Origin of the sequence: Leptolyngbya sp. FACHB-671 (genome assembly GCF_014695745.1) — a bacterium.
Taxonomy (GTDB): Bacteria; Cyanobacteriota; Cyanobacteriia; order Elainellales; family Elainellaceae; genus JAAUTN01.
This window is the reverse complement of the sequence record NZ_JACJOV010000153.1, coordinates 294,703-319,645: the sequence shown is the minus strand read 5'-3', so window position 1 is coordinate 319,645 and position 24,943 is coordinate 294,703. Positions and strand designations below refer to the sequence as shown.

Sequence of the window (24,943 nt, the reverse complement as noted above, 5' to 3'; positions counted from 1 at the left end):
GCTAACAATGCGGCTAAGTAGGCAACTAATCAAAAAATTGGCTACTTAAGCTCAGTGGAATTTGAGTCCTGGCTGAGTGTGGGCATGTTGCAGCACGATCATTTAATCGTTAAGAGTGATTTGAGCGTCTTGACGCACATCCAGGAGTGGTTCGACCAGTTTTGTCTGCGATATGCTGCCAAGTCGTTTTGGCTCAAAGAGCAGCATTATCCGATGAATCTGGCTTTGACTGAAGGATTTACGAATGCGGTGCGTCACGCTCATCACGAGCTTCCTTCAGAAACGACAATTGAGATCGATTTGTGTCTCTGGAATGACCGGATGGAGATTCGCATTTGGGATCAGGGCAAGCCTTTCAACCCGGATGTTTTAGAAGAGCCTGAACCTGGTACTTTGCGGCAGGGGGGCTATGGCTGGTTTTTGCTCAGGCGGTTGGCTGATTATGTAGTTTATGAGCGATCGCCAGACAATAGAAATTGCTTATTAATCGTCAAACACGCAACCAAAGAACAAACTGTGCCTGACAAGGGCTAACCAGATATAACGGGCTGATAAAGCTTTAGCGATATTTTTCTCAGTTGGATACAAAGATTCGGTTAATCCAGTAGGTTTCGGGATTGAGTTTGAAGGGGAGTTTGCTACGATTTAGCAGCTACCAGCGATCGTTTCTGCTAAAGAGATTCACCTATCTAAATCATTGCTGGTCGTGCGGGCGGCGTGATGGAGATAAAGTGAACGCATGTCGAAGACAGCTCTAATCACAGGAATCACGGGTCAAGATGGTTATTACTTGAGCCGTTTGCTTTTAAAGCACGGCTATCGTGTAGTGGGGCTAATTCCTCCGCAGCGGCAAAGTAATTTAGCTAAGTTGGGCGACCTGGCAGGGCAGGTAGAAGTGTACTCTGTTGCTTTAACTGACAGTGCAGCTCTCCTGGAAGCTGTCGAGCAGCTTCGACCCGACGAGATTTACAATTTAGCGGCTCCTAGCTTTGTCCCTGCTTCCTGGTCTGATCCGTTAGGGACGCTGGACTTGGTCACAGGCACTGCAACTCGCCTGCTGTCAGCCGTGCGACAGGTTGGCTTAGCTACGCGGTTTTACCAGGCAAGCAGTTCAGAGATGTTTGGGCAGGTTGATCAGTCGCCCCAGGACGAAAACACGCCCTTCCGTCCGATGAACCCCTATGCGGCAGCAAAGGTACACGCCCATTGGACAATGGTGCATCATCGCCAGCGATATGGTTTGTTTGCCTGTAGCGGCATTTTGTATAACCATGAGTCTCCGCTCCGTCCTCCCAATTTTGTTACGCGCAAAGTTGCTCTAGCTGTCGCATCAATCAAGTTGGGGTTAAGCAATCGCCTGGAGATGGGGAACCTACAAGCTAAGCGTGACTGGGGCTATGCCGGAGATCACGTTGAGGCAATGTGGCGGATGCTGCAAGCCAAAACACCCGAAGACTATGTGATTGGTACAGGGCAACTGCATAGCGTCGAGCAACTTGTGGCGGCGGCTTTTGCTTGTGTAGACCTAAATTGGGCAGAATATGTCAACGTCGATCCGAAGCTGATTCGTACCGACGAGCATTTTCACTTAGTCGCCAATCCTGCTAAAGCCAAACAGAACTTGAACTGGCAACCTCAAGTCAGCTTTGAGGCACTAATTCAAGAAATGGTTTTGAAGGATCTGGAGCGCCTGAAATCAGGTGCAGTTACTCCTGCTGCTCCCTAACCACTTATAAGCAATTTGACGAACCCACCTGTGACTCAGCGCAACTCTCTCAAAGAACCCAGCCCTGCGATCGCTGCTGCTCCCTATCTGTTTATTTTTCTGGAAATTTTTGCGCGAGAGGGTGGCATTCAGTCTTACGTCAAGGATATCTTTCGCAGCTATTCAGAGCTAACTGACGTTCCCGAAGCCGACGTATTTCTCCTGCGAGATGGACAGGATTGCTCAAATCCTTTTGCTACGCGGTCTTTCAGGTTTAGATACCTGAGAACAAAGTCCCCGAGGTTAGGACGCATTCGCCTGGCGATCGCCCTACTCGTTTATCTGGTGCAACACCGACCGCAGCGAGTATTTTGTGGTCACGTGAATCTAGCTCCGCTGGTGCAATGGCTGTGTCGTCCTTTGGGCATTCCCTACACGGTACTGACCTATGGCAAAGAGGTATGGACAACCTTACCTAAGCGAGATCGTGAAGCACTGCACCATGCTGACCAGATTTGGACCATCAGTCGTTACAGCCGCGATCGCGCTTGCGAGGCAAACGGACTTAACCCAAACAAGGTGAAATTTTTACCTTGCGTTGTAAATGGAGACTACTTCACACCTGGAGCTAAATCTGAAGCGTTGCTAAAGCAGTATGATTTGGTCGATCACAAGGTGCTGATGACCGTAGCGCGGCTGTGGTCTGGAGACATTTACAAAGGTGTAGATGTGACGATTCGGGCGCTACCTGCGATTGCTCAGGTTTTTCCAGAAGTCAAGTATCTGGTAATTGGACGCGGCGATGATCAACCTCGATTGGCTCAGCTAGCGAAGGATCTGGGAGTTGAAGATCAGGTTGTTTTTGCCGGATTTGTGCCAACTGAAGCATTAGTCGAGCATTATCGGCTTGCAGATGCCTATGTAATGCCGTCACAAGAGGGCTTTGGCATTGTGTATCTGGAAGCGATGGCTTGCGGTGTACCTGTGCTGTCAGGTGATGCAGATGGCTCTGCTGATCCGCTCCAGGATGGCAAACTGGGCTGGCAGGTACCCCACCGAAATCCGGAGGCAGTTGCTCATGCCTGTATTGAAATGTTCAAAGGCTGCGACCAGGTGAACGGTGTGCCCTCCGATCGCCGTTGTGATGGCGCGTGGCTAAGGGAGCAGGCGATCGCCCTGTTTGGTCGAGATGCTTTGACTCACAAACTCCATCATCTCTTGCAGTCTAGCCAGTGAGGAGTTAGCTTGACTGACAAGATTCTTCCTGTCATTGGCCAGCCAGATATCCTATCCTGAAGGAAGGTCTGGAGAGCGTTTGATTCTTGTCAAGGTTGCCACCTTGGAAGGGAGCAAATGCAAAATCTAGTTGGTCTGGCTGATTGAAGGAGATTACTGTGAACCAAAACAGCTACAGAAACCTACAGCTAAACCTATCTGGCTTTAGCTTTTGGCTCACTATATTTGCAGTTGTCTGGCTATTGGGTGCAATTGGGCTGGGCTGGCTAGTCAAATCTTTTGTGATCCTGATTGGGTTGCTTTTGATTACTCCGGCGATCGCTTTCTTGGGCTTCCGCTGGTGGTTGCAGCGCAATCTGGTTGAAGACAATTGCCCGGTGTGTAGCTACAGTTTCACTGCCATTAACGGAATGCAGTTGCGTTGTCCTAATTGTAGTGAACCTTTAAAGATGGAGAAGCGGCGCTTTCACCGTCTTACCCCTCCTGGCACAGTTGACGTTGAGGCGGTAGAAGTTTCTGCTAAGCAAATCGAAGATTAAGCGATCTAACAGGCGAAGGCAAATCATTTGAGCTTAGCGTAGTGGTTAAACTACAGCCATAAAAGAGAAACCCGTCTAAACGGGTTTCTACAGTCGCGAGTTTTATTGGTCAGCAGTAGTGCTAAACCTTTTGAACAATTTCCTGTATTGCCTGTTTCACTAAAGGGTACTGATATTTGAAGCCAGAAGCCTGTGTTTGCTTGGGCAAAACCTTCTGACCTTCTAGTACCACAATGGCAGCGTCTCCCAGCAGAGCTTCTAGCGCAAAGTCAGGTACGGGGAGCCAGGAAGGACGATTTAGCACTTCCCCCAAGGTATTGCAAAGTTCAGACATGTGAACCGGGTTAGGTGCGGTGGCGTTGAATGTTCCCTCCATGCTTGGCTGAGTCAAAGCACTCAGAATGAGGTTCACCAAATCTTCTCGATGAATCCAGGAAACCCACTGGCGACCACTGCCAAGCGGACCGCCTGCAAAGAGTTGAAAGGGTGGCAGCATTTTGGCGATTGCTCCGCCCATTCCCAACACAATACCTGTGCGTAAAATGACTAGCCGTGTGCCACTCTCTTTCACTTTGCTGGCAGAAGCTTCCCAAGCTTGACAGACCTGCGCCAGGAAATCATCCGCTGCTGGGCTGCTCTCATCAAAGGTTGCTGTTTCGCTAGTGCCGTAGTAGCCGACTGCTGAGGAGTTAACCAGCACTGAGGGTTTAGGATTTGCTCGGGCGATCGCTTCTACAATCTTCTCAGTTCCGACCTTGCGGCTGTCGAGAATAGTTTGCTTGCGCTGTGGTGTCCAGCGTCCTTCGGCGATCGGCTCTCCTGCCAAATTGACCACGCCATCACAGCCCGAAATCACGGCTTGCCACTCACCTGACTCCAATGGCGTGTAAGCAAATACTTCCACATTTGGAAATGCTGCAGCGGGAAAGACTTGCTTGCCTCGCTCGAGACTGCGGGTCAGCACCACAACTGTGTGTCCTTCGGCGTTGAGTCGCTCTACCAATCGAGTGCCGACAAATCCGGTTGCACCCGTCACTGCTACTTTCATGAAACTTCCCCATAAACCATACCGTTTGCCTCTGCGTAGCGGTGCATAAAGCGCATAAACCGCTCCCAGTGGTCTTCTCGATCAATCTCAAACTTGCACTCTACCCGCTTCAAATCATCCCCTTCTGGTCCGCCAAAAACAAACTGTACAGAGGACGGTTCTATGTTAATTTCGCCTTCCTCATCGGTTAAGCGAACAGAGTTTGTGAACCTTTTGGTGTAGCTCCTGAACCTTTCCAGTGATTTCAGTTCTTGAAACACCAGCAGCACACTGCGAATGCCAGAAGTGCGGTTTTTTCGGAGGCTGACATCGCTAAGTGTTTCAGGAACGCCTTCAAAAAACTGGATAGAGGGAGTTTGGGCAGACATAAAATTAAACAAAGCTTAAGAATCAGTATAACGGAGGCTGAGAGGGAATAACTCTGGATTGAGAATGACCCGCATCACGCCAAATCCATTAAAGTGAAAAACAGCAATCTTTTCTTGTTCTAACGCTTCAGCTTTTGGTGAGTTCAACTTCCTGGTTAGAATCTGCGCCAGCCCTCTGGCTGCAACTACTGATCGTTGCAGTCTGGTTAGGAGTTGTTTTGCTGTCGGCAGAAGCCCTAAATCGCTCAAGATGGGCAGAGCCAGAGGCAGTCCGAAAGGTCATTCACATCGGCACGGGTAATGTTATTCTGCTGGCTTGGTGGCTCCAAATTCCAGCATGGGTAGGAATTGCTGCGTCGATATTGTTCAGTGCAGTGACGCTCCTCTCCTACCGAGTTTCTCTACTGCCCAGCCTTAACAGCGTTGGGCGTAAAAGTTTGGGAACGTTCTTCTATGCAGTTAGCATTGGCGTTCTGATTGCCGTTTTTTGGCAGCAGCAACCTCAGTATGCAGTGATAGGCATTCTGGTTATGACCTGGGGAGATGGACTGGCAGCGCTGGTGGGGCAACGCTGGGGACAGCATCGCTACAAACTGTGGGGAATTGAAAAAAGCTGGGAGGGGTCGCTGACGATGGCGATCGCCAGCTATCTCGTCACTAGCCTAATTTTGCTCAGTGTTCAAGGAAATATCTGGCAAACCTGGCTGATTGCAGGAGCGATCGCCATTACCGCAACAGGCTTAGAAGCTTTCTCCAAATTTGGCATTGATAACTTGACTGTCCCCGTTGGCAGCGCCATTTTGGCATTTGCCTTGAGTCAAGCTCTCCCGGAGAACCTGCTCCTTCTCCTTTCCCACTAAAAGATTCAGAGGTGTATTCCTGAATCTTTTAGTACCTGATCTTTAAACAGGAAGAGAGTAAAACTACTGACCTGGTGCATTCAGAACTAAGAGAATCGCCCACTGTAGCGCTCTTCGGCCCAGGGTTCACCTCGGCGATGGTAGCCATTCCGCTCCCAAAATCCCAGTTCTTCGTGATCAAGAAACTCTAAGCCATTGATCCACTTGGCGCTCTTCCAGGCATATAGGTGAGGCACCACCAGCCGCATCGGCCCGCCGTGGTCTGGGGGAAGTGGTTCACCGAAAAGCGTGTGAGCGAAGAAATTTTCTTCTCGCAGAAAATCGTCAAGGGCAATGTTGGTGGTGTATCCGCCGTAGCAGTGCTCCAGGATGTGGGCAGCTTTGGGGGCAATTTCTATATGCTTGATAAAATCTGTTACTTTTACTCCAGTCCACTGCACGTCTAGCTTTGACCAGGTGGTAACGCAGTGAAAGTCAGCCGTAAAGTCGCTTTGAGGCATCTGCATGAAGTCTGACCAGCTAAATGTAACCGATTTAGCTAGGCCCCAAACCTTAAACTGCCAATCTTCAGAATTGACGGTCGGGGTTTGCCCGTAGGTCAACACGGGAAACCCTTTGGTCAGGTGTTGTCCTGGAGGTACGCGATCTTGTAGCTCGGGACCTGGCTTTTGAAAAAATTTTCCCAGCATAGTGGTTTAGAGTAGCGGCATATAAGGATGGTAGGCAATCATTCCATCTTCTATCTAACTGTGTAGCAAAATTAGCCGCTGAAGTTACTCTCTGAAGAATTTGTCCAACTTTTATAGGACTTTCTTCTATAGAACTTAGACCTATTGAGCGATCGCTCGACTCACCGTACTCGATACCCAATTCCTAAAAACCAAAAGGTTTGCCCTGTGCAGTGCGCGGGACAAACCTTCTAAGTCGTTTTATGTGCAGCAGCTCTTTAAGCGGCAATAGCTTTATTGAACTGCCTTTGAAAGCTAAGCCAACAGCAAAAATTGCCGTCGCTTATTCTTCCTCTTCTTCTTCTTTTTCGGGATAGACAAAGCTAGCAGAGCGCCCAGTCAGGATTGACTTACCGAGCGAGAGAGCTTTTTGAGCTTGCAACGTTGCTTTGCGCTTCCAGGTCGCTTTGCGCTTGTCTCGCTTAGACTTGGACGTTTTCTTCTTAGGCTGAGCCATGACCGTGATTGCCGAAATTTTACAACCTTTCGATTATAGTCTGTTTTTCACGCTATTTCCCAACCCCTGAACGAGGTACCCCAATTGGTCCTGGATCGTAAACCTCGGGTACCCCAACGGGCCCGGGTGAAGGAACGCTTCCAGGAGTATCTACTTCAGTTTGAGGAGCTTCATTCGTAGTGTTTTGATCGCCAACGCTGGGATCTCCTATTTCAGGTTGCTGAATATCGTTTTGAGTTGGGGGAGCGGTGTCGCTGGTGTCTTCTCCAACGCTGGGATCTCCAAGAGCAGGCTGCTGGGGATCGCCTGTGTTGCTCCCAGATTGTCCTGCGGGTTGTTGATTGAGTGTATTGCTGGGTTGAGTGCCTGGGGTGCCTGGAGCTTGCTGAGGCTCACCTGGAGTGATGTTGCCTGGAGGTGTCTGTGAAGAAGTTCCCGAAGTGGGTTGAGTCGTAGGACTAACCTGGGCATTAGGTGGAATGACAATTGTGGTCGCAGGAGCAGTTGCGGGAGTTTGAGCGGTTGGCTCGGGTGTCGTTGGGTTGTTGGAGTCTGCTGTGGATTGGGTTGGTACCGCTGGGGTGGGCTGTGCAGCGGTAGCAGGAGCAAGGCTCTCGAAGCCTAGTAGGGTTCTGGCATCGCTGTAGTAGGTTGCCCATTGCTGTGGGTCTGGGCGGCTACGCCAATTGTCGCGGTTGACTTCTAGGGACAAAAGAGGAGCTACTAAACCAGCACTTTCACCTAGAACCGTGACGGCTACACCACTCGTTGCGCTGCTTGCAAAGTTTTGCTGCGCAGTTGCTCTAGCAGCGGCTTCTGCCCGGTTGATCAGTGTTTCAAAACTTTCGTTAGGTTGGCGCTGGAGGGAGACGCTAACTTGATTGGTTTGAGCGTGGACAGCTTGGGGGACGATCGCTTCCACTAGCAAGACTCCACTGGACAACCCTAAAACAGTTGCCATAACAGGGGCGATTGCCCTTCCTAAACCCAAGCAAAAGCAGGATTTAACTTGAACATTCCCTTGTATGGAAACAGACTTCAAGAATTCCACAGTAGATTCCTCCAAAGCTGAAAAGTCATGGCAAGCTCTCTCGGGACAGGTTTAATTTGGCGTTGCCATATATGCAGAAGATAACGATATGAGAATGCTCAGTCATGCTCCTTAAAGAAGATTCTTGACTTTAGTGAACTGCGAAAGTTTATATTCAGATCTAGTCGAAATCAATCATCACTAACTTGAGGTGGCAACCAGACTCAGAGCAATAGTGAACGGCACGCCTTCTAATCCTCTTCTAATTTTTTGGCTCAGACCTTGCCTCAAAATCAGGTAGATTTTTGCCGATAAACCACTTATTTGTGTTATCTTCTGGGCACCCTATTTAGTACTTATTTGGGGCATCTGTAATGACAAGTTACTGGGCGATCGCAATTGGCATCAATCAGTATAAGTTCTTCCAACCGCTAATTTATGCCCAGCGCGACGCACGGGCAATGCGCGACTTTTGGGTAGGTGAAGCAGGTTTTGCTCCTGATCAGTGTTTGATGCTGATTGACTCCGACGCGAAGGTTGAGCGGGGTGCAATTTATCCTAATCGAGAGAATATTCGCGACTACGTCACTCAACTGTGTCAGGAGCAATTGCCAGCAGGTGGCTTCCTCTGGTGCTTTTTCAGCGGCTACGGGATGCAGTTTGAAGGGCAAGACTATCTGATGCCGATTGATGGCGATCCGGAGCAGGTAGCTACTACAGGAATTGCCGTTGAGGAAGTGTTTAAGCTGTTAAAAGCAGCGCCAACTGACAAAATTTTGCTAACGCTAGACATGAATCGCAGCAAAAATGCTCTAGCGGGCGAAGGCATTGGTGAGCAAACTATTGCTTTGGCAGACACTTACGGCATTGCAACGCTGTTGTCTTGTCAACCCGAGCAGACTTCCCATGAAACGCTGGCTCTGCGTCAAGGGCTATTCACGGCAGCGCTATTAGAAGGATTGCGCTATCGCGGCTGCATCACGCCTGACTCGCTGGCTCATTACTTGAGCGATCGCCTGCCTGCCCTAAGTGACTACCATTGGCGACCCAAACAGCAGCCCTTAGCCATTATTCCGGTTGAGCAAAGACATCAGCTGATTTTGCCGCAGCAGGCGATCGCCAAAGTTGGAGCAGATTACAGTCCTGATTTTGTAGCAAGTGATTTACCAACCACTTCGTCGATTAGCCCTTCTCAAAGCCTAATTGTTTATCCAACACAGCCTTCTGTTGCAGATGATCTTGATCCGGTTTTGACACCCGAAACCCTCAACGGTAACGCTGAAACGCTCAATGGCAAAGGAACAAATAGCCCTGCTTCAGTTACCTCAGTCGATGTAGCCTATGAAGACGTTGAGTCTGAGTCAGACGATGTGTTTTGGCAAAGGGTGCGGCTGTGGGGCAGTGTGGCAGTGCTGTTGCTATTTTTGGGCGTCCTGCTGAGCAACTGGGCCGCCTTGCGAAATTCATTTTTCCCTGCTCCGGAGGTGGCTTCTGAAGATTCCGACGGCTCTGACGGAATTGAAGCTGCCACTTCAAGTGTTAATTCCAGCCCTGCTGACCCAGAAACATCCTCTCCGCTAGCACCTGCTCCTTCCCCTGATGCTTCGTCAGAGGGAGCAAGCTCGTTTATGGCTGCGCCAGAGTCTCCTGATGCCGGAGCGTTACCGAACTCAGAACAATCCTCTCCTACCGCTGAAAATGGGGAAGGACAGTCTACACCCCCTGCAACGCTAGGCAATGCTCGTGCTGCTCTGCAAAATCAGCGCCAGGAAGAGGCGATCGCCCTGCTTGACCAGATCCCAACTGAACAGCGCACAGAAAACTACACTCAACTGCGAACTGAAGCAGAACAGGCACTAAACCAGGCACGCCAGCGAAATCAAGCGGTTTTGAACAATGCCAGAGCCGTGTTAAGCCGCTCTAGAGCGCTGAATGCAACTAATCAGGCTTCTGATTTTAGTCAGGCGATCATTATTGCCCGTCAGGTTCGACCCGGACAACCCTTGTATCAACAAGCCCAGCAGAGTATTGCAACTTGGAGCCAAGTCATTCTAGACCTGGCTGAAGGAAGAGCCGGACAAGGAAATTTGAATTCTGCGATCGCTGCTGCCCGTTTGGTTCCGTCTAGTAGCCCAGAAGTTTACTTAGCCGCGCAACAATCAATTGCCCGATGGCAGCAGCAGCAAGCCAACCAGGAAACTTTGCAGCAGGCACGAAGCTTAATTCGTCGAAACCAGGCTTCTTCTTACAATCGGGCGATTACCATTGCGCGTCAAATTCCCGCCAACCAGCCTTTGCATAATGAGGCGCAGCAGTTGATCGGTGAATGGAGCCAAGCAATTCTCGATTTGGCTCGTTCTCGTGCAGATCGGGGTCGGTTAAACAGTGCGGTACAGACGGCTGCATTGGTTCCTGCTAATACGCCTGCTCATACTGCGGCTCAAGAGGCGATCGCTTCTTGGAGAAGTCAGCTTTGATAATCTCAGTTCCCTTGCACTGCCACCTGTTGAGTAATTTGTAGAAATTCTTGGAGGACTGGAGACACCTGTTCAGTTCGCCAGGCAGCAGCTAGCTGGAGTGTGGGTGCGTCACCTGCGATCGCACAGTAGGATACACCCGACGAGCTAGATTGTTGTGAACTTTCCGGCACAAAGGCGATTCCGATTCCGGCGGCAACTAAACCGATTCGCGTTTGATGTTTGATTTCTTCGTGAACGATGTGAGGCTCAAACCCTGCTTGCCTACAGAGAGCCAGGATTTGGTCATATAAGATTGGCCCTTCATAGCGCGGATGGAGGATAAACGGCTCACTGGCGAGGGTTTTTAGCGAAAGTTGTTTTTGCTGAGATAAGGGGTGAGCTTCGGGCAAAGCAACGACTAACTTTTCTCCTTGCAATGGGTAAAGGCTGAGAAAGGGGGCATCGATGGGCGGGTGCAATAGCCCAACATCAACTGTTTCAGTGCGAAGCGCCTCGATTTGATCGAGGGTGCAGAGTTCGGTCATCTCTAGCTTGACATTAGGGTAGAGGGCGCGGAACTGCTGCAAGATTTTGGGCAAAACGATATACATTGCTGAGGCTGCAAATGCAATTCGCAGAGAACCAACTTCGCCCCGTGCGGCTCGTTGTGCTACCTGGATTGCAGACTCAATTTGCTGTAAAGCTTTGCGAACTTCGGGGAGAAACGTTGCGCCCGCTTCGGTGAGTTCTACTGTTCGTTTGGTTCGCCGCAGTAGTGTGATTCCTAGCTCTTCTTCTAGCAGGCGAATTTGCCGACTCAATGCTGGCTGCGTGATGTGCCAGCGGGCAGCGGCTCGGCTGAAGTGAAGTTCTTCGGCAACTGCTACGAAGTAGCGCAGCGAGTGAAGTTCCATAATAACTTTTTGTTATTAATACGGGCTCAAAAAGCATTGGACAGCATTATTGTTGCCCGTGCATATTGAGAATTGTAGGTTTGCTTCTAGAAAGTTCACGGTTCTTTCAGTAGTTGTCATCGTTGTCGTGCGCCATTTCCAGCAACAGATTTCACCCTAACAAAGCCGCTACTAAACAAAGCCGCTACTAGAGGCATCATTGCAAACTCAGCAGGCGCAAACAGCGTTTTGCGATCGCGCTGGACGCACCCCTTGTGAACCTGAAGCTATGTTCCCGCAACTTAAAACTTGAGGAAAGGATTGGTGAGAAAAAAACAGTTTTATGCGATCGCAGGAATGAGTTTACTCGCGATCGCGGCTTTATCTATCAGGCAGGTGCAATCCCAAACACGGTTTGACTTGCAAGGGCAATTTCTTGCAGTAATTTCAGATGGTGACTTCTTTGCTAGCACTTATGTGGATGGACGCATTCCGGGTGCTGATTCGCGCTATCGAGATGCGCTGACATTGATTCCCCTGCCGTTTGATGGAGAACGGGTTTCAGTGGAGGTGTCCAACTCGGTGAATGGACCACCAGAAACGCTGGCTCTTTCCCCAGATGGGCGTACTGCTTATGTGGTTGAGTATATGGGGCAACGTCCAGTAGGAGCAACAACTCGAAGCGATCTACTAGCAGGGCGTTTTCTTAGCCAGGTTGATTTAACTGATCCTCGGCAACCTCGAGTGCTTAGTCGGATTGAGGTTGGACATTTCCCAGAAGCGATCGATGTGCATCCAGAGGGGAAGTGGGTAGCGATCGCCACTGATTCTAGTGAGTCTGAAGTACTGCAACTGGTTCCTGTGCAAGATTCCAGCTTGGGAGAACCTATGAATATTTCGTTGGAATCATTGGGCATTCCAGCGGCAGAAGGCCCGCTCAACGCCAGCTATGTGGAATGGCATCCTTCTGGTGAATATTTGGTAGTCAATCTCTATCGCCAAAACCGAATCGTGTTTTTGCGGTTCACTCAAGATTCTACAGGCGAAGCTAATCTATCGCTCTGGGGAAATCCAGTTGCGGTAGATGTTGACCCCTACAGCGGACGCCTTACCCCAGACGGCAAACACTTCATCACGGCTAACTGGAAACGTGATTTTACAGCAGATTCACTAGAAGGACGATTGCCAAGTGAACCCAGCACTGTATCGGTGATTCGTCTGGATGTGGATGATTCTGCTTCAGAAAATCACACTGCTTACCATCAGGTTATTACAACCGTTGCCAGTGCTCAGTCCTCTGAAGGGATTGCGATCAGCCCTGATGGCACCTTGGTTGCAACTGCCAATATGCGAGATACGGCATTGCCAACCGATTCTCCTCGGTTTACTCGCGACGCTACGGTTTCTCTATTTGCTTTTGATGCGGTATCTGGGCAGTTGGCAAAAGCGGCAGATTTTGCCTTTGAAGGAGTTTTACCAGAAGGACTCACCTTTGATGCTACAGGTGAACATCTCATTGTCGCCACCTTTGAATATCTCAATTCGGAGGAACCAGGCGGTGGGCTAGAAGTTTGGCGCATTAGCCAGGAACCTGCTCCCAACCTGGAATATGTCGGACGAATTAACGTTCCGCATGGCTCTCACCAAGTTGTGGTTGCACCGTAAATTTCCCACAACATTCTGACTTGCAAACGACAAACAGATAGAGACAATAGCTAGAAACTATGAGGTTCAATCAATTGACCGCAGTGAGTCTTTTCTCAACTGTGATTCTGGGAATTGCACAGGCATCCTTGGCGCAAACTCAACTCCACAACTTTGATTTTCAAGGTCGGTTCTTAGCGGTATTGTCCGATGCTGATATGGAAGCATCAGCCTATATTGATGGGCAGTTGGGCGGTTACCCCGCACGGGGAACTGCTTCGCACCGCACCCCTGAGATGATCGATACCCTAACGTTGCTTCCGCTGGGCAATGAAGCCGTTACACCTATCAGCTTACCCGTCAGCAACTCTGTAATGGGGTGGCCCAACAACTTAGCTTTTACGCCTGATGGTCAGTTTGCCTTTATCACAGAAACCTTTGCACCTGCTCCCGAAGGTGCAACGCTGCGTTCTGAAATTCCTTCGGGTCAACGATTAACTGTTGTTAGTTTGAGCAATCTACAACAGCCACAAGTTGTCGATCAGCTTGATATTGGCAATGAACCCCGGCCCGTTGCAGTTCACCCCAATGGTGATTTGTTGGTTGTGAGTTTACGTGATCCGGCACGACCGATCGCCTTCATTCCTTTTGAGAATGGTGAATTGGGAACTCCCATTTTTCAAACGCTTCCAGGACTCAATGACCCGGAAGCAAACGCTTCTCATATTGAGTGGCATCCGTCGGGGCGTTTTTTGGGTGTCACCTTTGCTGAAACCAACGAAACGGCATTTTACGAAGTCGATCGCACCAACCGCGATCGCCCCCAAATTCGAGCTTGGGGTAACTCAATCATGACTGGGAAACTTCCTGGGGTTGGGCACTTCACACCAGATGGACGACATTTTATTGTGACCAATCTACTTTGGGGTGATGATGTGGAGCTGCAATATGTTGGCGCTACCTACAGTTACCTCAGTGTGATTCGCTTTGCCGACACCGCAAATTCCAACAACGAGGTTGTTCATCAAATTGTTGCTACTGCTCCGGTTGGCGGTAGTGCTGAGGAGTTTGCCATTAGTCCAGATGGTCAGTTTGTCGTTTCGCTGAATATGGAGGCAAGCTATCTGCCTATCGACAATCCACGCCTGACGCGAGATAGTTCCCTAACGCTCCTGAGTCTCAATCCTGAGAACGGACGTTTAACTTCGCACAGTACAACTCCCTTTGAAGGCATTCTGCCAGAGGGCATTACCTTTGACGCATCTGGAAACTACTTAGCGGTTGCTGTGTTTGACTACCACGATTCAGCCCACGACGGGGGAAGTGTTGACTTCTGGCAACTACATCGAGGGGAGTCACCCTCATTGGAAAAACTGGAGCGTTCCATTCCTGTGAGGCGTGGTGCCCACATCATTAAGCTAGTGCAGTAGGAAAAGGGGCGATCGCTGTTCTATCGCTTTGCCAACTGTATACCGTTTCTACAAAAACAAGCTACAGATGGAAGGGCACCCCGCGAAGCGGGGTGCCCTTCCATCTGTAGCTCTAATTTTTAGAAGTGGTATTACATTTCAAAAGATCGAGACGGAAGCATAGCAGCACTACACTTCCGCCTCGATCTTTTAAACTTTTTGTACCCTCAATCCTGAGTCAGTGTGATTTCGGTAGGTCGGCTTGTCTCATTATTGAGGCTAGCCGCAGCACGAACGGTGTAGCGGGTTCCGGGGACAGGAATGCGAGGTCCGGGAACCTCTACTTCAAAGCGTCCATTTCGGTCAGCGGTGACTTCTTCGTCAAGCAGAGTTTGTCCGCCCAGGTTAACGACACCCAGCACCGAGACTCTGGACGTGACCCGCACATCGACAGTGGCATTGGGGCGAGTTTGACCCACCAGTGTGAAACCGCTGCCGCTGACTTCACCCCCATTACGGTGACTGGTAAAGCTGGGTTGAAGCTGCTGGGTTGTGCTGCCCGTGTTGCCTCCAGTGTTACCTCCAGTATTACCTCCAGTGTTGCCCGATCCAGTGTTGCCTCCAGTATTGCCCGATCCAGTGTTGCCTCCAGTATTACCTCCAGTGTTGCCCGTTGAGCCACTGCTGTCTGGTACTACAGCCGTTCCGCCAGCATTGGGGTTAAACACGACGGGTTGAGAGGCAGCTCCAAAGGTAGTTTGGTTTTGGCGACGCAGGCGACCGACGACAATTCCTTCATTCAGGCGATCGCTCGACTGTATGTTTAGCGTTGCTACATACACGCCAGAGGAAACTTCCTGAGCCTGTAGCTCTCGCACAGTGCGTCCATCTTGAATCAACAAAACTGCAGCCTGTGAACCGGGCGTGCCATTAATAGTTGCCAAAAATGTGGTGCCTGGGCCAAGTGGGTTACTGGCAGCATTGTGCGTAACTGAGCTAACCTGCACCGCAGCTTGAGGTTGCTGCACGGTGAATGCCCAGTTGACACTACGCTGTTCACCGTTGGCGTTACGGTAGTCAATTTGCACTCGTGATTGACCCGGAGGCAAAGGTTGAGTAGGACGGTAGCTAAAGAAGTTCCGCGTCACCGTACTGCGATTGGTGACATCCTGTCCATTGACGAGAATTCGCACAGAGTTGAGGTCAACCGCGGGCGTGTTGCTCGTGTCAAATTGACCCGAGATGGAAGTGTCAGGCGGCACGTTTTGACTATTCACATCGGGGCTGACATCGACAACCCGTTGCGCCAGGGCAGCTTGCTGAGGTGAAGCGATCGGAGAAATCAGCAAACCTGAAACCGCTAGCAGCGTTAAAAGACTTTTCTTCATAAGAAAACTGAACCTGAATAAAAACCAGGTGAAAACGGTGGTTAGTACTGTAGAATTCCCGACTTAAATGGAAGTTCCACAAATGGAGAAGTATCAAAAACTACGGTAAATGCGAGTCGCCCTCAGGACGATCAGCCATAAACCGTATCACAGGCTGCTAAATGCACAACACTACCAAAGTGGGTATAAAAACTTTTCCTTAAAGGAAATCTGAAAAATAGCGAACGTCCTCCTGAGGAGCCTAGTATCCTGCCGATGAACCCTCGCACGTTCTAGAAATTCTGACCTGAACGCTACGCCCTACAGGTTTTTGGATCGCAGATTAAACTTCACAAACATCCTCTGAGGCAAATTGGTCAGTTAGATTGAGAATCCAAACGTTTGTTGACCCAACTAATCACACCGCTGAGGATTGCACCTCCCATTAAGATTCCGATGGAAGGTGTAAAGACAGGTTCCCACAGTTTGTACCAAAGATCTAACCCAAGAGGGATATTTAAAGAGCGTCCTAGAACAGCGATCGCCAGCCAAAAAAAGCTAAACAAAACTAAAAAAATGTTTAGCATTAAAGCCTGATTTAGCCAGTTTAAAAGTTTGTCTTTCATCAAATCTGTGAATAATTTGAGCTTAAAGATGAGTAGACCGAGTGTAAAGAGTTCGTTGCTTAAAAGTGAAAAACAATGCCAGTCATCAGATTAGCAAAAAAATATGGCTGCACTCTCTGAGAAGAACAGCCACATTAGTAGAAGCAGAAAACAAAAGTACTCATGAAAGCTTGTAAAAGCCTGCTTAGACTAATTCGTTAGATTCTTCTGAAAGCTGCAAATTATCTGGATCTACATAGTGGCAAGTTGCATCGTCAATGCAAATCAACGCCCAACCCGATTGATCAATGCCCATGAACTTGTAAGACGCTTCTTGAACAAAAAATCCTTTGTGATTACGAGTATCCGGCTTCACTTCAACGTTGTGAGTGACCATAGTTAACAACTCCTTGAATTTTTTAAAAGCTCTGATGCAACGAATAGCGATAAGAACAGCTCATCGTTCACTTCATCGAATCTTATCATTAGGTTTTCAGATCTATCATTAAATTATTTTGAGCTTAAGATTACAATCTCGAAATAACAGAAATGCTGTGCTTTGACAGCCAAAACGCCGACCAACTCTGAGGTTAATCGGCGTTTTTAGGATGTATCAACGAGTTGCCTTACTTTTGCAAGCAGTTTGTGCAAAAGCTTGAGCTAGCTGCCAAACAGCCATTCCTTCACTCGGTTCAGGCTTTTCCAGTCTGGTTTTCTGCTTAACCCTTCTTCAACATTCTGTTTAACTTCGTCACGCAGCTCGGGTACAGCCATGATCAGTTGTTCAGCCACTTCTACGTGCTGTCGAACCCCTTTTTGAGCTGTTTCCAGCATGGCGATCGCCAAATTAACTCGCGCCTGCGGATCTTGAGGATTCAGCTTAACTGCCTTTTGAGCAGCTTTGTAAGCCTGTGTCGGCTTGCTGTCTAGCAAATACAGCCAGGCTAGACACGTCCAGGCAGGACTACTCTTAGGGGCGCGATCGCACACCTCTTTAAAGACCGGAATCAACGTTGCAGGAGGGTCGCCTGCGTGATACCGCTCAATGCCTTGATCGAACAACGTTTCAACTGTAACCTCAGTCATACAGCGTCCCAATTTAACTCTTTAAACTTAAACGCTACAGCAATTCTGGGTAGTTTATGAAAGCACCCGCCCTCAGGGCGGGTGCTTTCATAAACTACCCTTTCAAAAATTAAATCAGCCACACATGTCAAGAAAAGGACTTGCCGCAGCCGCAGGTCTGATTAGCGTTGGGGTTAGTGAACTGGAAGCCGCCACCAATCATTGCGTCGCTGTAGTCTAAAACCAAACCATAGAGATAAAGCATACTCTTAGGGTCACAGACTACTTTGAACCCTTCATAGTCGTACACTTCATCACTTTCTCTAATATTGCTAGCGTCTTCGAAGTCCATCATGTAAGACATTCCAGAGCAGCCTCCCTGCCTCACTCCAACTCGCAAGCAGAGATCCTTGCCTTGCCTTTCCCGTAGCATCAGGACATGGTTTAGGGCTGTCTCAGTCATCTGAATGCCCCGTTGTTGAGACTGGGTTGCTTGTGTCATGGGTATTAGAGACTCCTTAGTGCTATCAAACGTGCCCTGTCAAAGTTTTCAATCCTGCGAATTGACCGTGCAGAGTCAGGTTGAATTACTTTATGTTCCTGCATCTATTATCCTGATCGTAGCGGATTTGAGGCAATCTTTGGCTGGTGCGGTGGTCTTCAGGTCAACTCCCTCTATCAGATGCGCTGATAAAAGAGGTTAGAGAAGGTCATTCAATGTTTAAGATGAATGTCTATGCCCTCACGTCCTGGGTTTGCTAAGCCCACTTAAGACTGATTCTTGCTTTCAGGCTTAGCGTTTCATCTAAACCCACACTAATCACTCAATCAATTGGTTGGTCTATGACTGCTCTCAATCGCTCTACCCGCCGCCGCCTCCAGCAGCTACGTCAGCTTCCTAGCGTGTGGGAGGGCGATCGCCGCGCTATTTCCCCCCGGGTAGCAGCCAGTATCGAGCCAGATGCAAATATGCGAGGAGAATGCATTCTCTGGGTAGATGGCAGTGAGGCAATGGTGAGAGCAATGGATGTGGTGCCTGCTGAAACTGGACCAGAAGCGATTGTGCGAACGCTGATCCGGGCAATGGAGACCCCTCATGCTTCGGTCAGTCCGGGTCGTCCCCAAAAGATTGTCGTGTGTAATCGCGAAATTCAGTTTTTTTTGCGGGGAGTGCTGCAAGACTTAGGCATCACCATTGACTATGTGCAAACCCTGCCGCTGATTGACGAAATCTTTCGGGGGCTGCAAGAAATCGCTACGTCCAGACAACCGCAGCTTCCGCCAGAGCAGGCAGAAACGTTAATGGAGGCAGCGCTTGCTATCTGGAACGATGCCCCTTGGGAGGCGCTAGACGAGGAAAAAATTCTCTCCATTGAGTTGAACTATGGCGATGTCGGAACGCTGTATGTCTCCATATTGGGGATGCTAGGAGTCGAATATGGCATTCTGATGTATCGCTCTCTGGATTCGCTGAAGCACTTTCGGCAGCAGGTGCTCCTTGCCAATGATTCCCCCAAGCGCATGGAGGAAGCATTTTTGGAGCAGGACTGTTTCTTTGTCACGTTTGATCAGCTTGAGGATTCAGAAGGGTTTGAAGAGGCTGACGAAGAAATGGATGGAGCGTTTGTCGAAATGGGCATTCGTCCATCGTTCGGCAACTTGCACCCTTTGGAGGGGCTACGCCCTTCTCTGTATGAAGAAGAAGCGATCGCCGTCTTAGTTGCGCTGACCGCGCTGCATCGATTTCTTCAGCAGCACCAAAAGACGCTCAACACAGGAGAGTTTCCCGCTCTTTCTAGCCGTTATCGCGTTCCTGATTCTGCCCATTCCAAGACCAAAGTGTCAGTTACGGTCGCCACGATGCCTGATTTGGCAGAAGAACTGTTTCAGATGTCTACTGACTCTGACTTTGACGACCTGTATGAGGTTTTGCAAAATCAAGCTCCTGTTCTGCGCGACGACCTGATTCCATCGGATGCCTTCTTTAGCTTGGGGGCAATGTCTTGGGAGGTGGTGGAGTATCTGCGCCTGGGAGCCAAGCATCATCAGCCTGCTGAGGAGGAGTTTCCCACCAAGGCGGATGGGTTCCCGGTAATTTTGATTCAGACGTCCCGTCCCAAGGCGATCGCCCTGATTGAACAACTGCAAGCAGCAGGCGGCTTAGAGTCTATTTGCTTTAACCCTGGGAAAGATCCACTAGCAGACAAGTCTTACGATTTAGGCATCCTCAAAACCCAAAATGGTGAAATGCATCTGTTTGGTGAATTTGAGGAAGATGACCCCGTTCACATCGCAGCCCGCAAAAAATGGGATCAGCGCTGCAAGAAAACCAAGGGATTCTGTGGTTTGGTGATTGCCAGAGGGCTAAAAGGGGCATCTAGAGGCAAGCCTGAGTTCAAAGATATGATGGCGCTGTTTGAAACGCGATCGCTCTCTCCTAAAGAGTTAGGACTGGGGACGTTGGAAATGATGCCGCAGTTGGAGTGAGTTAGGAGTTAAGAGTTACGAACTTTAGGTTATGAGTTTTGAGTTGGGGGCCCAAATTCCCGCCTCTTGGGGTTCGGCATAAATTCAAACTTCATAACTCTTCATAACTTATAACCCATCACTCATAATTCATAACTTCTGTAACAGTTCCTCAAGAAGTCGAGATTTGGGTGAACTCGCGGTGATACGATGCCAAAAAATGTTCAGAGACAAATTCATGGCAGAAACTCTTACTGGACAAACTCCCCTGTTTGGCGGCAGCACAGGTGGCTTGCTGACCAAAGCTGAAGTAGAAGAAAAATATGCAATTACCTGGACTAGCCCCAAAGCGCAGGTATTTGAAATGCCAACTGGTGGCGCTGCAACGATGCAGGAGGGAGATAACCTGCTGTATCTAGCTCGTAAAGAGTATTGCATCGCTCTAGGAGCGCAGCTTCGCAATAAGTTCAAGCCCAAAATCGATAACTACAAGATCTACCGCATTTTCCCAAGCGGTGAGATTCAGTATCTGCATCCTAAGGATGGCGTTTTCCCTGAGAAGGTGAATCCCGGTCGTCCTTATGTTGGCAAGAACGACCGCAACATTGGCAGCAACCCAGAGCCTGCCTCAATCAAATTTAGCGGCAACAAAACCTACGAGGTCTAGTACACGTAGCGTCCTGCTAGTCTTTGGCTGTGGACTTGATCAATAGCTTCTTGGTTGGGGCAGGGTAAAACCTGCCCCTTTGTTTTGTTGCGATAGGATATCCAAATCAGCTCAAATCGCCAGTAGGGACGCATGATTTTTCCTGATTTTGCTCAATTTTCTGAACTCGCACAGCAAGGTAATTTTGTTCCGGTTTACCAGGAGTGGGTTGCTGATTTAGAAACTCCGGTATCTGCGTGGTACAAGGTCTGTGCAGGACAGCCCTACAGCTTTTTGCTGGAGTCGGTTGAGGGTGGGGAAAAACTGGCTCGATACAGCCTGCTGGGTTGTGATCCGCTGTGGATTTTGGAGGCTAGAGGCAATCAGACAATTCAAACTCATCGGGGGGGCGATCGCCATACCTTCGAGGGCGACCCTTTTGCAACCCTTGCCCAGTGCCTTGAACCCTATCATCCTGTCGACCTGCCTCAACTGCCCCCCGGAATTGGCGGATTACTTGGCTTTTGGGGCTACGAACTGATCAATTGGATTGAGCCACGAGTACCCGTTTACCCGGTTGAGGAGACTGACTTGCCGGATGGGCTGTGGATGCAGATTGACCATCTGCTGATTTTTGATCAGGTGCAGCGCAAAATTTGGGCGATCGCCTATGCTGACCTGCGCGACCCGCAAACCGATTTGCAGCAAGCCTACCAGCAAGCCTGCAACCGAGTAACACAGCTTGTGGACAAGCTCCAGTTGCCGTTATCTCACCAAGACACGATTTTGGAGTGGACACCGCCTAGTGATGCAGAGCGGCCGCAGCTTGACTACACCAGCAATGTTTCAAAGGCTGAATTTTGCGCCAACGTGGAAAAAGCCAAGGCTCATATCCAGGCAGGCGACATTTTTCAGGTAGTAATTTCGCAGCGGCTTTCGACGCAGTTTAAGGGCGATCCGTTTGCGCTGTATCGCTCTTTGCGGTTGATCAATCCGTCGCCTTACATGGCGTATTTTCACTTCCACGACTGGCAGATTATTGGCTCTAGCCCTGAAGTCATGGTCAAGGTAGAGCGATCGCCCCAGCCTGACCAGCCCATGATCGCGACCCTGCGTCCGATCGCCGGAACCCGTCCTCGCGGCAAAACTCCTGAAGAAGATGCAGCTCTGGCTCAGGACTTGCTGCAAGACCCTAAAGAAGTTGCTGAACACGTCATGCTGGTAGACCTGGGGCGAAATGACCTAGGGCGAGTTTGCGCCAGCGGCACGGTAACAGTTGATGAGCTGATGGTAATCGAGCGCTATTCTCACGTCATGCACATTGTCAGCAACGTGATTGGTGAACTAGCACCCCGTAAAACAGCTTGGGATTTGCTCAAAGCCTGCTTCCCGGCAGGGACAGTCAGCGGCGCACCCAAAATTCGGGCAATGGAAATCATCCATGACCTGGAATCGTGTCGGCGTGGTCCTTACTCAGGAGTCTATGGTTACTACGACTTTGAGGGAAATTTGAATACGGCGATCGCCATTCGCACAATGGTGGTTCGTAGCCAGTCTGACGGCACCCATATGGTCAGCGTTCAGGCAGGCGCAGGATTGGTTGCTGACTCCGAACCGGAAAAAGAGTATGAAGAAACCCTGAATAAAGCAAGAGGAATGTTGGAAGCAATTCGCTGTTTGAGACTGTAGTCGTAAAGTTTTCTTTAATATTCTTTAACTGAGGAACAAGCTATTCAGTAGCTTTCGTCACACCACTCGACTAGGCAAACATTACCTGTTTACGAGGTGTGAGCGTGGCGAAAAAGCGAATTTTGGCTGTCAGTGCGATTAGTAAGGTGATTTTGGTGCTCTCAGGGCTTACTGCTCTGGCTCTCTTGCCAACACCTGCCCTTGCTTTTGATTTTGAAACTCAGTCTGGCGAAACAGCAGGCAACCCATCGGGTCAATCGCTATATGAGGTCGGAATAACTGCAACGGATGTAGGTCAAAGATTTCCCGTAAGTTGGGTGCTACCTGCTAACGCAGACATTCCCCAACTTACAGCGACGGCAGTTTTTGAAGTGGTTGAGCTAACGTCCAATCGCCTGGTGCTAGACGTAAGCATTAACAACGAAACTGCCAGTTCCTTTCAGGCTGCGATTACCAGCTTTGGCTTTGGCATCACCCCCACTGCGACGGACGTTGCTTTGAGCGTGATCGAGGGTAACACCGCAACATTTGAAACCGTCGTCATCAATCAGAACCAGCAAAACTTTCCCGGTGGTTTCAAAGACATCAATGTTTGCATCTACGCAGCCAACAACTGTAGCGGTGGCTCCATCATGCAGGGGCTACAGTCGGGTAGCAGCGAAGACTCTTTCCGTTTAGAAATTGCAGGCGACTTTGGTGCAACGCCCAGCGTTTCTCTTGCCTCCTTCCCCATTAAGTTTCAAACCGAGGCAGGCAGCTTTGAGCTAGCAGGTTCATTCACAGAAGTCAGCAACGATGTTGCAATGTCGGAATCCGATGATGACAATGATGATTCGGAATCTGACAACGATGACTCAGAATCCAATGACAATGATGACGATGATTCGGAATCTGATGACAGTGACGATGGCTCAGAATCCGATGATGATGAATCTGACGACGATGACGCAGAATCTGATGGTGAGTTGCCTGATTCAGTTCGCGAATCGGTTTACCGAGCAATCTCTACTCAGTCAGGAGTAGCCATTTCTGAGCTGCGAATTGTAGAAGCTCGTCAAGAAACTTGGACGGATGGTTGTTTAGGATTGGGTGGCCCTGCAGATTCATGCCTTCAAGCACTCGTTTCCGGATGGCGGGTTGTTGTTGAATCTGACGAGCAAACCTGGGTTTACCGCACGGATGAATCCGGTTCTGTTGTCGTTCTGGATGTGGCAGCAACCGAAACCCGGACGGCTAGCGTCTACACCGAAACGAGAACTGAAACAAGAACTGAAACGAGAACCGAGGGACAAGTCACTGGAGTTTCGGGCGGCACTTCTGGCAGCGTCACAACTGAACGGACTGCGGTTAGTGTAAGTCAGACTGGTTTTTCAGAATCAGTGCGGTCTTCTGTGCTGCAGGCGATCGCCCGACAATATTCGGGTGAAGTCACGAACTTAGAGATCGTCGAAGTGCGTCGTAAAGTTTGGTCAGATGGTTGCTTAGGCTTGCCTAGCAACAACGCCTGCACCGAAGCGCTTGTTCCGGGCTGGGTAGTTGTGGCACGCAGTCAACAGCAGGTCTGGGTCTACCACACCAACGAGACGGGCAGCCTTGTTCTACTGAATGAATCCGCTACCGCAATTCGCAGGGCGCAGTTGATTGCTCGTCAAAGCACACGGGTTAGCTTCCGCGATGTTGCCTCCAACTATTGGGCAAGTGAGTTTATTAGCGAACTGGCTGCTCTGGAAATCATCGAAGGTTTCCCCGATGGCACCTTCCGCCCTGACCAACCCGTCACTAAAGCTCAGTTTGCGGCAATGCTGCGTCGTGCTTTTGAGCTGCGGGACGTGCGGGATGCAGTCAACTTCAGGGATGTATCTTCATCCTATTGGGCTTACACCGCAATTCAAGAAGCTTATGAGATGGGCTTTTTGAGCTTGGATGACGACAACGAGTTTAACCCGACGCGGAGTTTGACTCGTGCGGATGTGCTGCTGGCGATCGCCCGAGGTTTACGGCTTTCCTCTAGCAGTTCTGTCGATACAACGCTGGCTTACTACACCGATGTTTCGACCATTAGTTCCTCCGAAACTCGTAGTCTGCTTGCAGCGCTGACCGAGCAAGGCATTGTGGTGAACTATCCAGAAACTCGCGTGCTCAGCCTTAGCCGTGTTGCTACCCGTTCAGAGGTTGCTGTTTTCATCTACCAAGCACTCTTCAGCACAGGCAGTGTTACCGAAATTTCATCGCCTTACGTTGTCACAACATCAGATGACGATGATGACAGTGACGACGATCTCGAAGAGCGCGATAACGACAGTGATGACGACAGCGACGATGACGATGACGAGGGTGATGATGGCGACGACGATAGCGACGATGATGACCGCGACGACGACGATGATAACTCTGGTCGTCAGAATTGCAACCAGGGCATCGGTAATGGTGCAGAGGGTTGTGACCCTGGCAACTCACAGCCTCGCGGTGGCAGCAACGATGAAGGTGGACGCACTCCAGGCGGACGTAACTAAAGAAGTTGCAGGTTAATGACATGCCGCTATTAGAGCGAACAAACGTTTGCTTCAATAGCAGACATTCCTAACAGTGGGCGTTAAATGAGGTGGAGGTGCATTGCGCCTCCACTTTTTCATTAGGCAACTGGTGTTTGTCATATCGAATTGCGATCCGGACAAATCGTCGATCGGACGTTTCGTGAAATACCCTGCTTGTCATCAATTGCCCTGAAA

23 protein-coding genes are annotated in these 24,943 nt (G+C 49.7%); 12 read left to right on the top strand and 11 right to left on the bottom strand.

Translation table 11 applies throughout. The annotated features are described in order from the left end of the window. The first annotated feature begins 54 nt into the window (after positions 1-54). From H6F93_RS26790 to H6F93_RS26775, 4 genes are all read left to right on the top strand, one after another. Entirely contained in the window at positions 55-534 is a 480-nt protein-coding gene (locus H6F93_RS26790; protein ID WP_524538024.1) for an ATP-binding protein, read from the top strand. A gap of 205 nt (positions 535-739) precedes the next feature. Continuing rightward, positions 740-1,726 (top strand): GDP-mannose 4,6-dehydratase, encoded by a 987-nt coding sequence (locus H6F93_RS26785; protein WP_190687558.1) that lies wholly within the window; start codon positions 740-742, stop codon positions 1,724-1,726. A gap of 15 nt (positions 1,727-1,741) precedes the next feature. Further along, a complete protein-coding gene (locus tag H6F93_RS26780) occupies positions 1,742-2,941 on the top strand; it encodes a glycosyltransferase family 4 protein (protein WP_199314057.1) in 1,200 nt (399 codons plus the stop codon). Between the two features lie 158 nt (positions 2,942-3,099). Beyond that, positions 3,100-3,480, top strand: coding sequence for a hypothetical protein (locus H6F93_RS26775; protein ID WP_190687555.1), 381 nt, complete (start codon positions 3,100-3,102; stop codon positions 3,478-3,480). 121 nt (positions 3,481-3,601) lie between these two features. Here H6F93_RS26775 and thyD read toward each other — a convergent pair whose 3' ends face one another. Beyond that, complete coding sequence (gene thyD / locus H6F93_RS26770) at positions 3,602-4,528, bottom strand: thylakoid membrane protein ThyD (RefSeq protein ID WP_190687552.1); 927 nt, start codon at positions 4,526-4,528, stop codon at positions 3,602-3,604. Beyond that, a complete protein-coding gene (gene psb28, locus H6F93_RS26765) occupies positions 4,525-4,896 on the bottom strand; it encodes a photosystem II reaction center protein Psb28 (protein WP_190687549.1) in 372 nt (123 codons plus the stop codon). Before psb28 ends, thyD begins: the two co-directional genes overlap by 4 nt. A 137-nt stretch (positions 4,897-5,033) precedes the next feature. On the opposite strand from psb28, the gene H6F93_RS26760 reads away from it, so the two are divergent. Further along, positions 5,034-5,756, top strand: a complete 723-nt coding sequence (locus H6F93_RS26760; protein ID WP_524538023.1) for a diacylglycerol/polyprenol kinase family protein — start codon at positions 5,034-5,036, stop codon at positions 5,754-5,756. 86 nt (positions 5,757-5,842) lie between these two features. Here H6F93_RS26760 and H6F93_RS26755 read toward each other — a convergent pair whose 3' ends face one another. The 3 genes from H6F93_RS26755 to H6F93_RS26745 form a co-directional block, all read right to left on the bottom strand. Further along, the gene (locus H6F93_RS26755; protein ID WP_190687543.1) at positions 5,843-6,445 is read right to left on the bottom strand and encodes a sulfite oxidase-like oxidoreductase; all 603 of its coding nucleotides are present in this window, start codon (positions 6,443-6,445) and stop codon (positions 5,843-5,845) included. A 322-nt stretch (positions 6,446-6,767) separates the two neighbouring features. Beyond that, positions 6,768-6,941: a 50S ribosomal protein L32 gene (locus H6F93_RS26750; protein ID WP_190643633.1), complete on the bottom strand. Its 174-nt coding sequence runs from the start codon at positions 6,939-6,941 to the stop codon at positions 6,768-6,770. Positions 6,942-6,993: 52 nt separating this feature from the next. Then, positions 6,994-7,902 carry a hypothetical protein gene (locus H6F93_RS26745; protein WP_190687538.1) on the bottom strand — a complete coding sequence of 303 codons (909 nt, stop codon included), beginning with the start codon at positions 7,900-7,902 and terminating at the stop codon, positions 6,994-6,996. 443 nt (positions 7,903-8,345) lie between these two features. Here H6F93_RS26745 and H6F93_RS26740 point away from each other — a divergent pair, with 443 nt between their 5' ends. After that, complete coding sequence (locus H6F93_RS26740; RefSeq protein WP_190687534.1) at positions 8,346-10,448, top strand: caspase family protein; 2,103 nt, start codon at positions 8,346-8,348, stop codon at positions 10,446-10,448. Positions 10,449-10,453: 5 nt separating this feature from the next. Here the strand turns inward: H6F93_RS26740 and H6F93_RS26735 are convergent, their stop codons facing one another. Next, positions 10,454-11,344 (bottom strand): LysR family transcriptional regulator, encoded by an 891-nt coding sequence (locus H6F93_RS26735; RefSeq protein WP_190687530.1) that lies wholly within the window; start codon positions 11,342-11,344, stop codon positions 10,454-10,456. A gap of 303 nt (positions 11,345-11,647) precedes the next feature. Here H6F93_RS26735 and H6F93_RS35465 point away from each other — a divergent pair, with 303 nt between their 5' ends. Both H6F93_RS35465 and H6F93_RS26725 read left to right on the top strand, forming a co-directional pair. Then, a complete protein-coding gene (locus H6F93_RS35465; RefSeq protein WP_190687525.1) occupies positions 11,648-12,988 on the top strand; it encodes a lactonase family protein in 1,341 nt (446 codons plus the stop codon). Between the two features lie 59 nt (positions 12,989-13,047). Then, the gene (locus H6F93_RS26725) at positions 13,048-14,397 is read left to right on the top strand and encodes a beta-propeller fold lactonase family protein (RefSeq protein WP_190687522.1); all 1,350 of its coding nucleotides are present in this window, start codon (positions 13,048-13,050) and stop codon (positions 14,395-14,397) included. 206 nt (positions 14,398-14,603) lie between these two features. On the opposite strand, the gene H6F93_RS26720 is transcribed toward H6F93_RS26725, so the two are convergent. The 5 genes from H6F93_RS26720 to H6F93_RS26700 form a co-directional block, all read right to left on the bottom strand. Then, positions 14,604-15,764 carry a hypothetical protein gene (locus H6F93_RS26720; RefSeq protein ID WP_190687519.1) on the bottom strand — a complete coding sequence of 387 codons (1,161 nt, stop codon included), beginning with the start codon at positions 15,762-15,764 and terminating at the stop codon, positions 14,604-14,606. Between the two features lie 356 nt (positions 15,765-16,120). Beyond that, positions 16,121-16,369, bottom strand: a complete 249-nt coding sequence (locus H6F93_RS26715; protein WP_190643640.1) for a DUF8620 family protein — start codon at positions 16,367-16,369, stop codon at positions 16,121-16,123. Between the two features lie 184 nt (positions 16,370-16,553). Further along, the gene (locus H6F93_RS26710; protein WP_190643641.1) at positions 16,554-16,745 is read right to left on the bottom strand and encodes a hypothetical protein; all 192 of its coding nucleotides are present in this window, start codon (positions 16,743-16,745) and stop codon (positions 16,554-16,556) included. A 263-nt stretch (positions 16,746-17,008) separates the two neighbouring features. After that, complete coding sequence (locus H6F93_RS26705; RefSeq protein WP_190687516.1) at positions 17,009-17,434, bottom strand: tetratricopeptide repeat protein; 426 nt, start codon at positions 17,432-17,434, stop codon at positions 17,009-17,011. Positions 17,435-17,561: 127 nt separating this feature from the next. Beyond that, positions 17,562-17,915: a HesB/IscA family protein gene (locus H6F93_RS26700; RefSeq protein ID WP_190643643.1), complete on the bottom strand. Its 354-nt coding sequence runs from the start codon at positions 17,913-17,915 to the stop codon at positions 17,562-17,564. A gap of 341 nt (positions 17,916-18,256) precedes the next feature. Here H6F93_RS26700 and H6F93_RS26695 point away from each other — a divergent pair, with 341 nt between their 5' ends. The 4 genes from H6F93_RS26695 to H6F93_RS26680 all read left to right on the top strand — a co-directional run bounded on the left by H6F93_RS26695 (position 18,257) and on the right by H6F93_RS26680 (position 24,727). Beyond that, the gene (locus tag H6F93_RS26695; protein ID WP_190687513.1) at positions 18,257-19,900 is read left to right on the top strand and encodes a DUF6930 domain-containing protein; all 1,644 of its coding nucleotides are present in this window, start codon (positions 18,257-18,259) and stop codon (positions 19,898-19,900) included. A 217-nt stretch (positions 19,901-20,117) separates the two neighbouring features. Beyond that, positions 20,118-20,546, top strand: a complete 429-nt coding sequence (locus H6F93_RS26690; RefSeq protein WP_190643645.1) for a photosystem I reaction center subunit II PsaD — start codon at positions 20,118-20,120, stop codon at positions 20,544-20,546. A gap of 132 nt (positions 20,547-20,678) precedes the next feature. Further along, complete coding sequence (trpE, locus tag H6F93_RS26685) at positions 20,679-22,214, top strand: anthranilate synthase component I (RefSeq protein WP_190687510.1); 1,536 nt, start codon at positions 20,679-20,681, stop codon at positions 22,212-22,214. A 104-nt stretch (positions 22,215-22,318) separates the two neighbouring features. After that, positions 22,319-24,727, top strand: coding sequence for a cistern family PEP-CTERM protein (locus tag H6F93_RS26680; RefSeq protein WP_190687508.1), 2,409 nt, complete (start codon positions 22,319-22,321; stop codon positions 24,725-24,727). The last annotated feature ends 216 nt before the right edge of the window (positions 24,728-24,943 follow it).

Coding starts and splice junctions, on each gene's coding strand:
- H6F93_RS26715 (WP_190643640.1), bottom strand. CDS start 16,369: ATGAAAGACAAACTTTTAAACTGGCTAAATCAGGCTTTAATGCTAAAC.
- H6F93_RS26705 (WP_190687516.1), bottom strand. CDS start 17,434: ATGACTGAGGTTACAGTTGAAACGTTGTTCGATCAAGGCATTGAGCGG.
- H6F93_RS26740 (WP_190687534.1), top strand. CDS start 8,346: ATGACAAGTTACTGGGCGATCGCAATTGGCATCAATCAGTATAAGTTC.
- H6F93_RS26725 (WP_190687522.1), top strand. CDS start 13,048: ATGAGGTTCAATCAATTGACCGCAGTGAGTCTTTTCTCAACTGTGATT.
- H6F93_RS26690 (WP_190643645.1), top strand. CDS start 20,118: ATGGCAGAAACTCTTACTGGACAAACTCCCCTGTTTGGCGGCAGCACA.
- trpE (WP_190687510.1), top strand. CDS start 20,679: ATGATTTTTCCTGATTTTGCTCAATTTTCTGAACTCGCACAGCAAGGT.
- thyD (WP_190687552.1), bottom strand. CDS start 4,528: ATGAAAGTAGCAGTGACGGGTGCAACCGGATTTGTCGGCACTCGATTG.
- psb28 (WP_190687549.1), bottom strand. CDS start 4,896: ATGTCTGCCCAAACTCCCTCTATCCAGTTTTTTGAAGGCGTTCCTGAA.
- H6F93_RS26720 (WP_190687519.1), bottom strand. CDS start 15,764: ATGAAGAAAAGTCTTTTAACGCTGCTAGCGGTTTCAGGTTTGCTGATT.
- H6F93_RS26700 (WP_190643643.1), bottom strand. CDS start 17,915: ATGACACAAGCAACCCAGTCTCAACAACGGGGCATTCAGATGACTGAG.
- H6F93_RS26755 (WP_190687543.1), bottom strand. CDS start 6,445: ATGCTGGGAAAATTTTTTCAAAAGCCAGGTCCCGAGCTACAAGATCGC.
- H6F93_RS26695 (WP_190687513.1), top strand. CDS start 18,257: ATGACTGCTCTCAATCGCTCTACCCGCCGCCGCCTCCAGCAGCTACGT.
- H6F93_RS26785 (WP_190687558.1), top strand. CDS start 740: ATGTCGAAGACAGCTCTAATCACAGGAATCACGGGTCAAGATGGTTAT.
- H6F93_RS26710 (WP_190643641.1), bottom strand. CDS start 16,745: ATGGTCACTCACAACGTTGAAGTGAAGCCGGATACTCGTAATCACAAA.
- H6F93_RS26735 (WP_190687530.1), bottom strand. CDS start 11,344: ATGGAACTTCACTCGCTGCGCTACTTCGTAGCAGTTGCCGAAGAACTT.
- H6F93_RS26750 (WP_190643633.1), bottom strand. CDS start 6,941: ATGGCTCAGCCTAAGAAGAAAACGTCCAAGTCTAAGCGAGACAAGCGC.
- H6F93_RS26745 (WP_190687538.1), bottom strand. CDS start 7,902: ATGGCAACTGTTTTAGGGTTGTCCAGTGGAGTCTTGCTAGTGGAAGCG.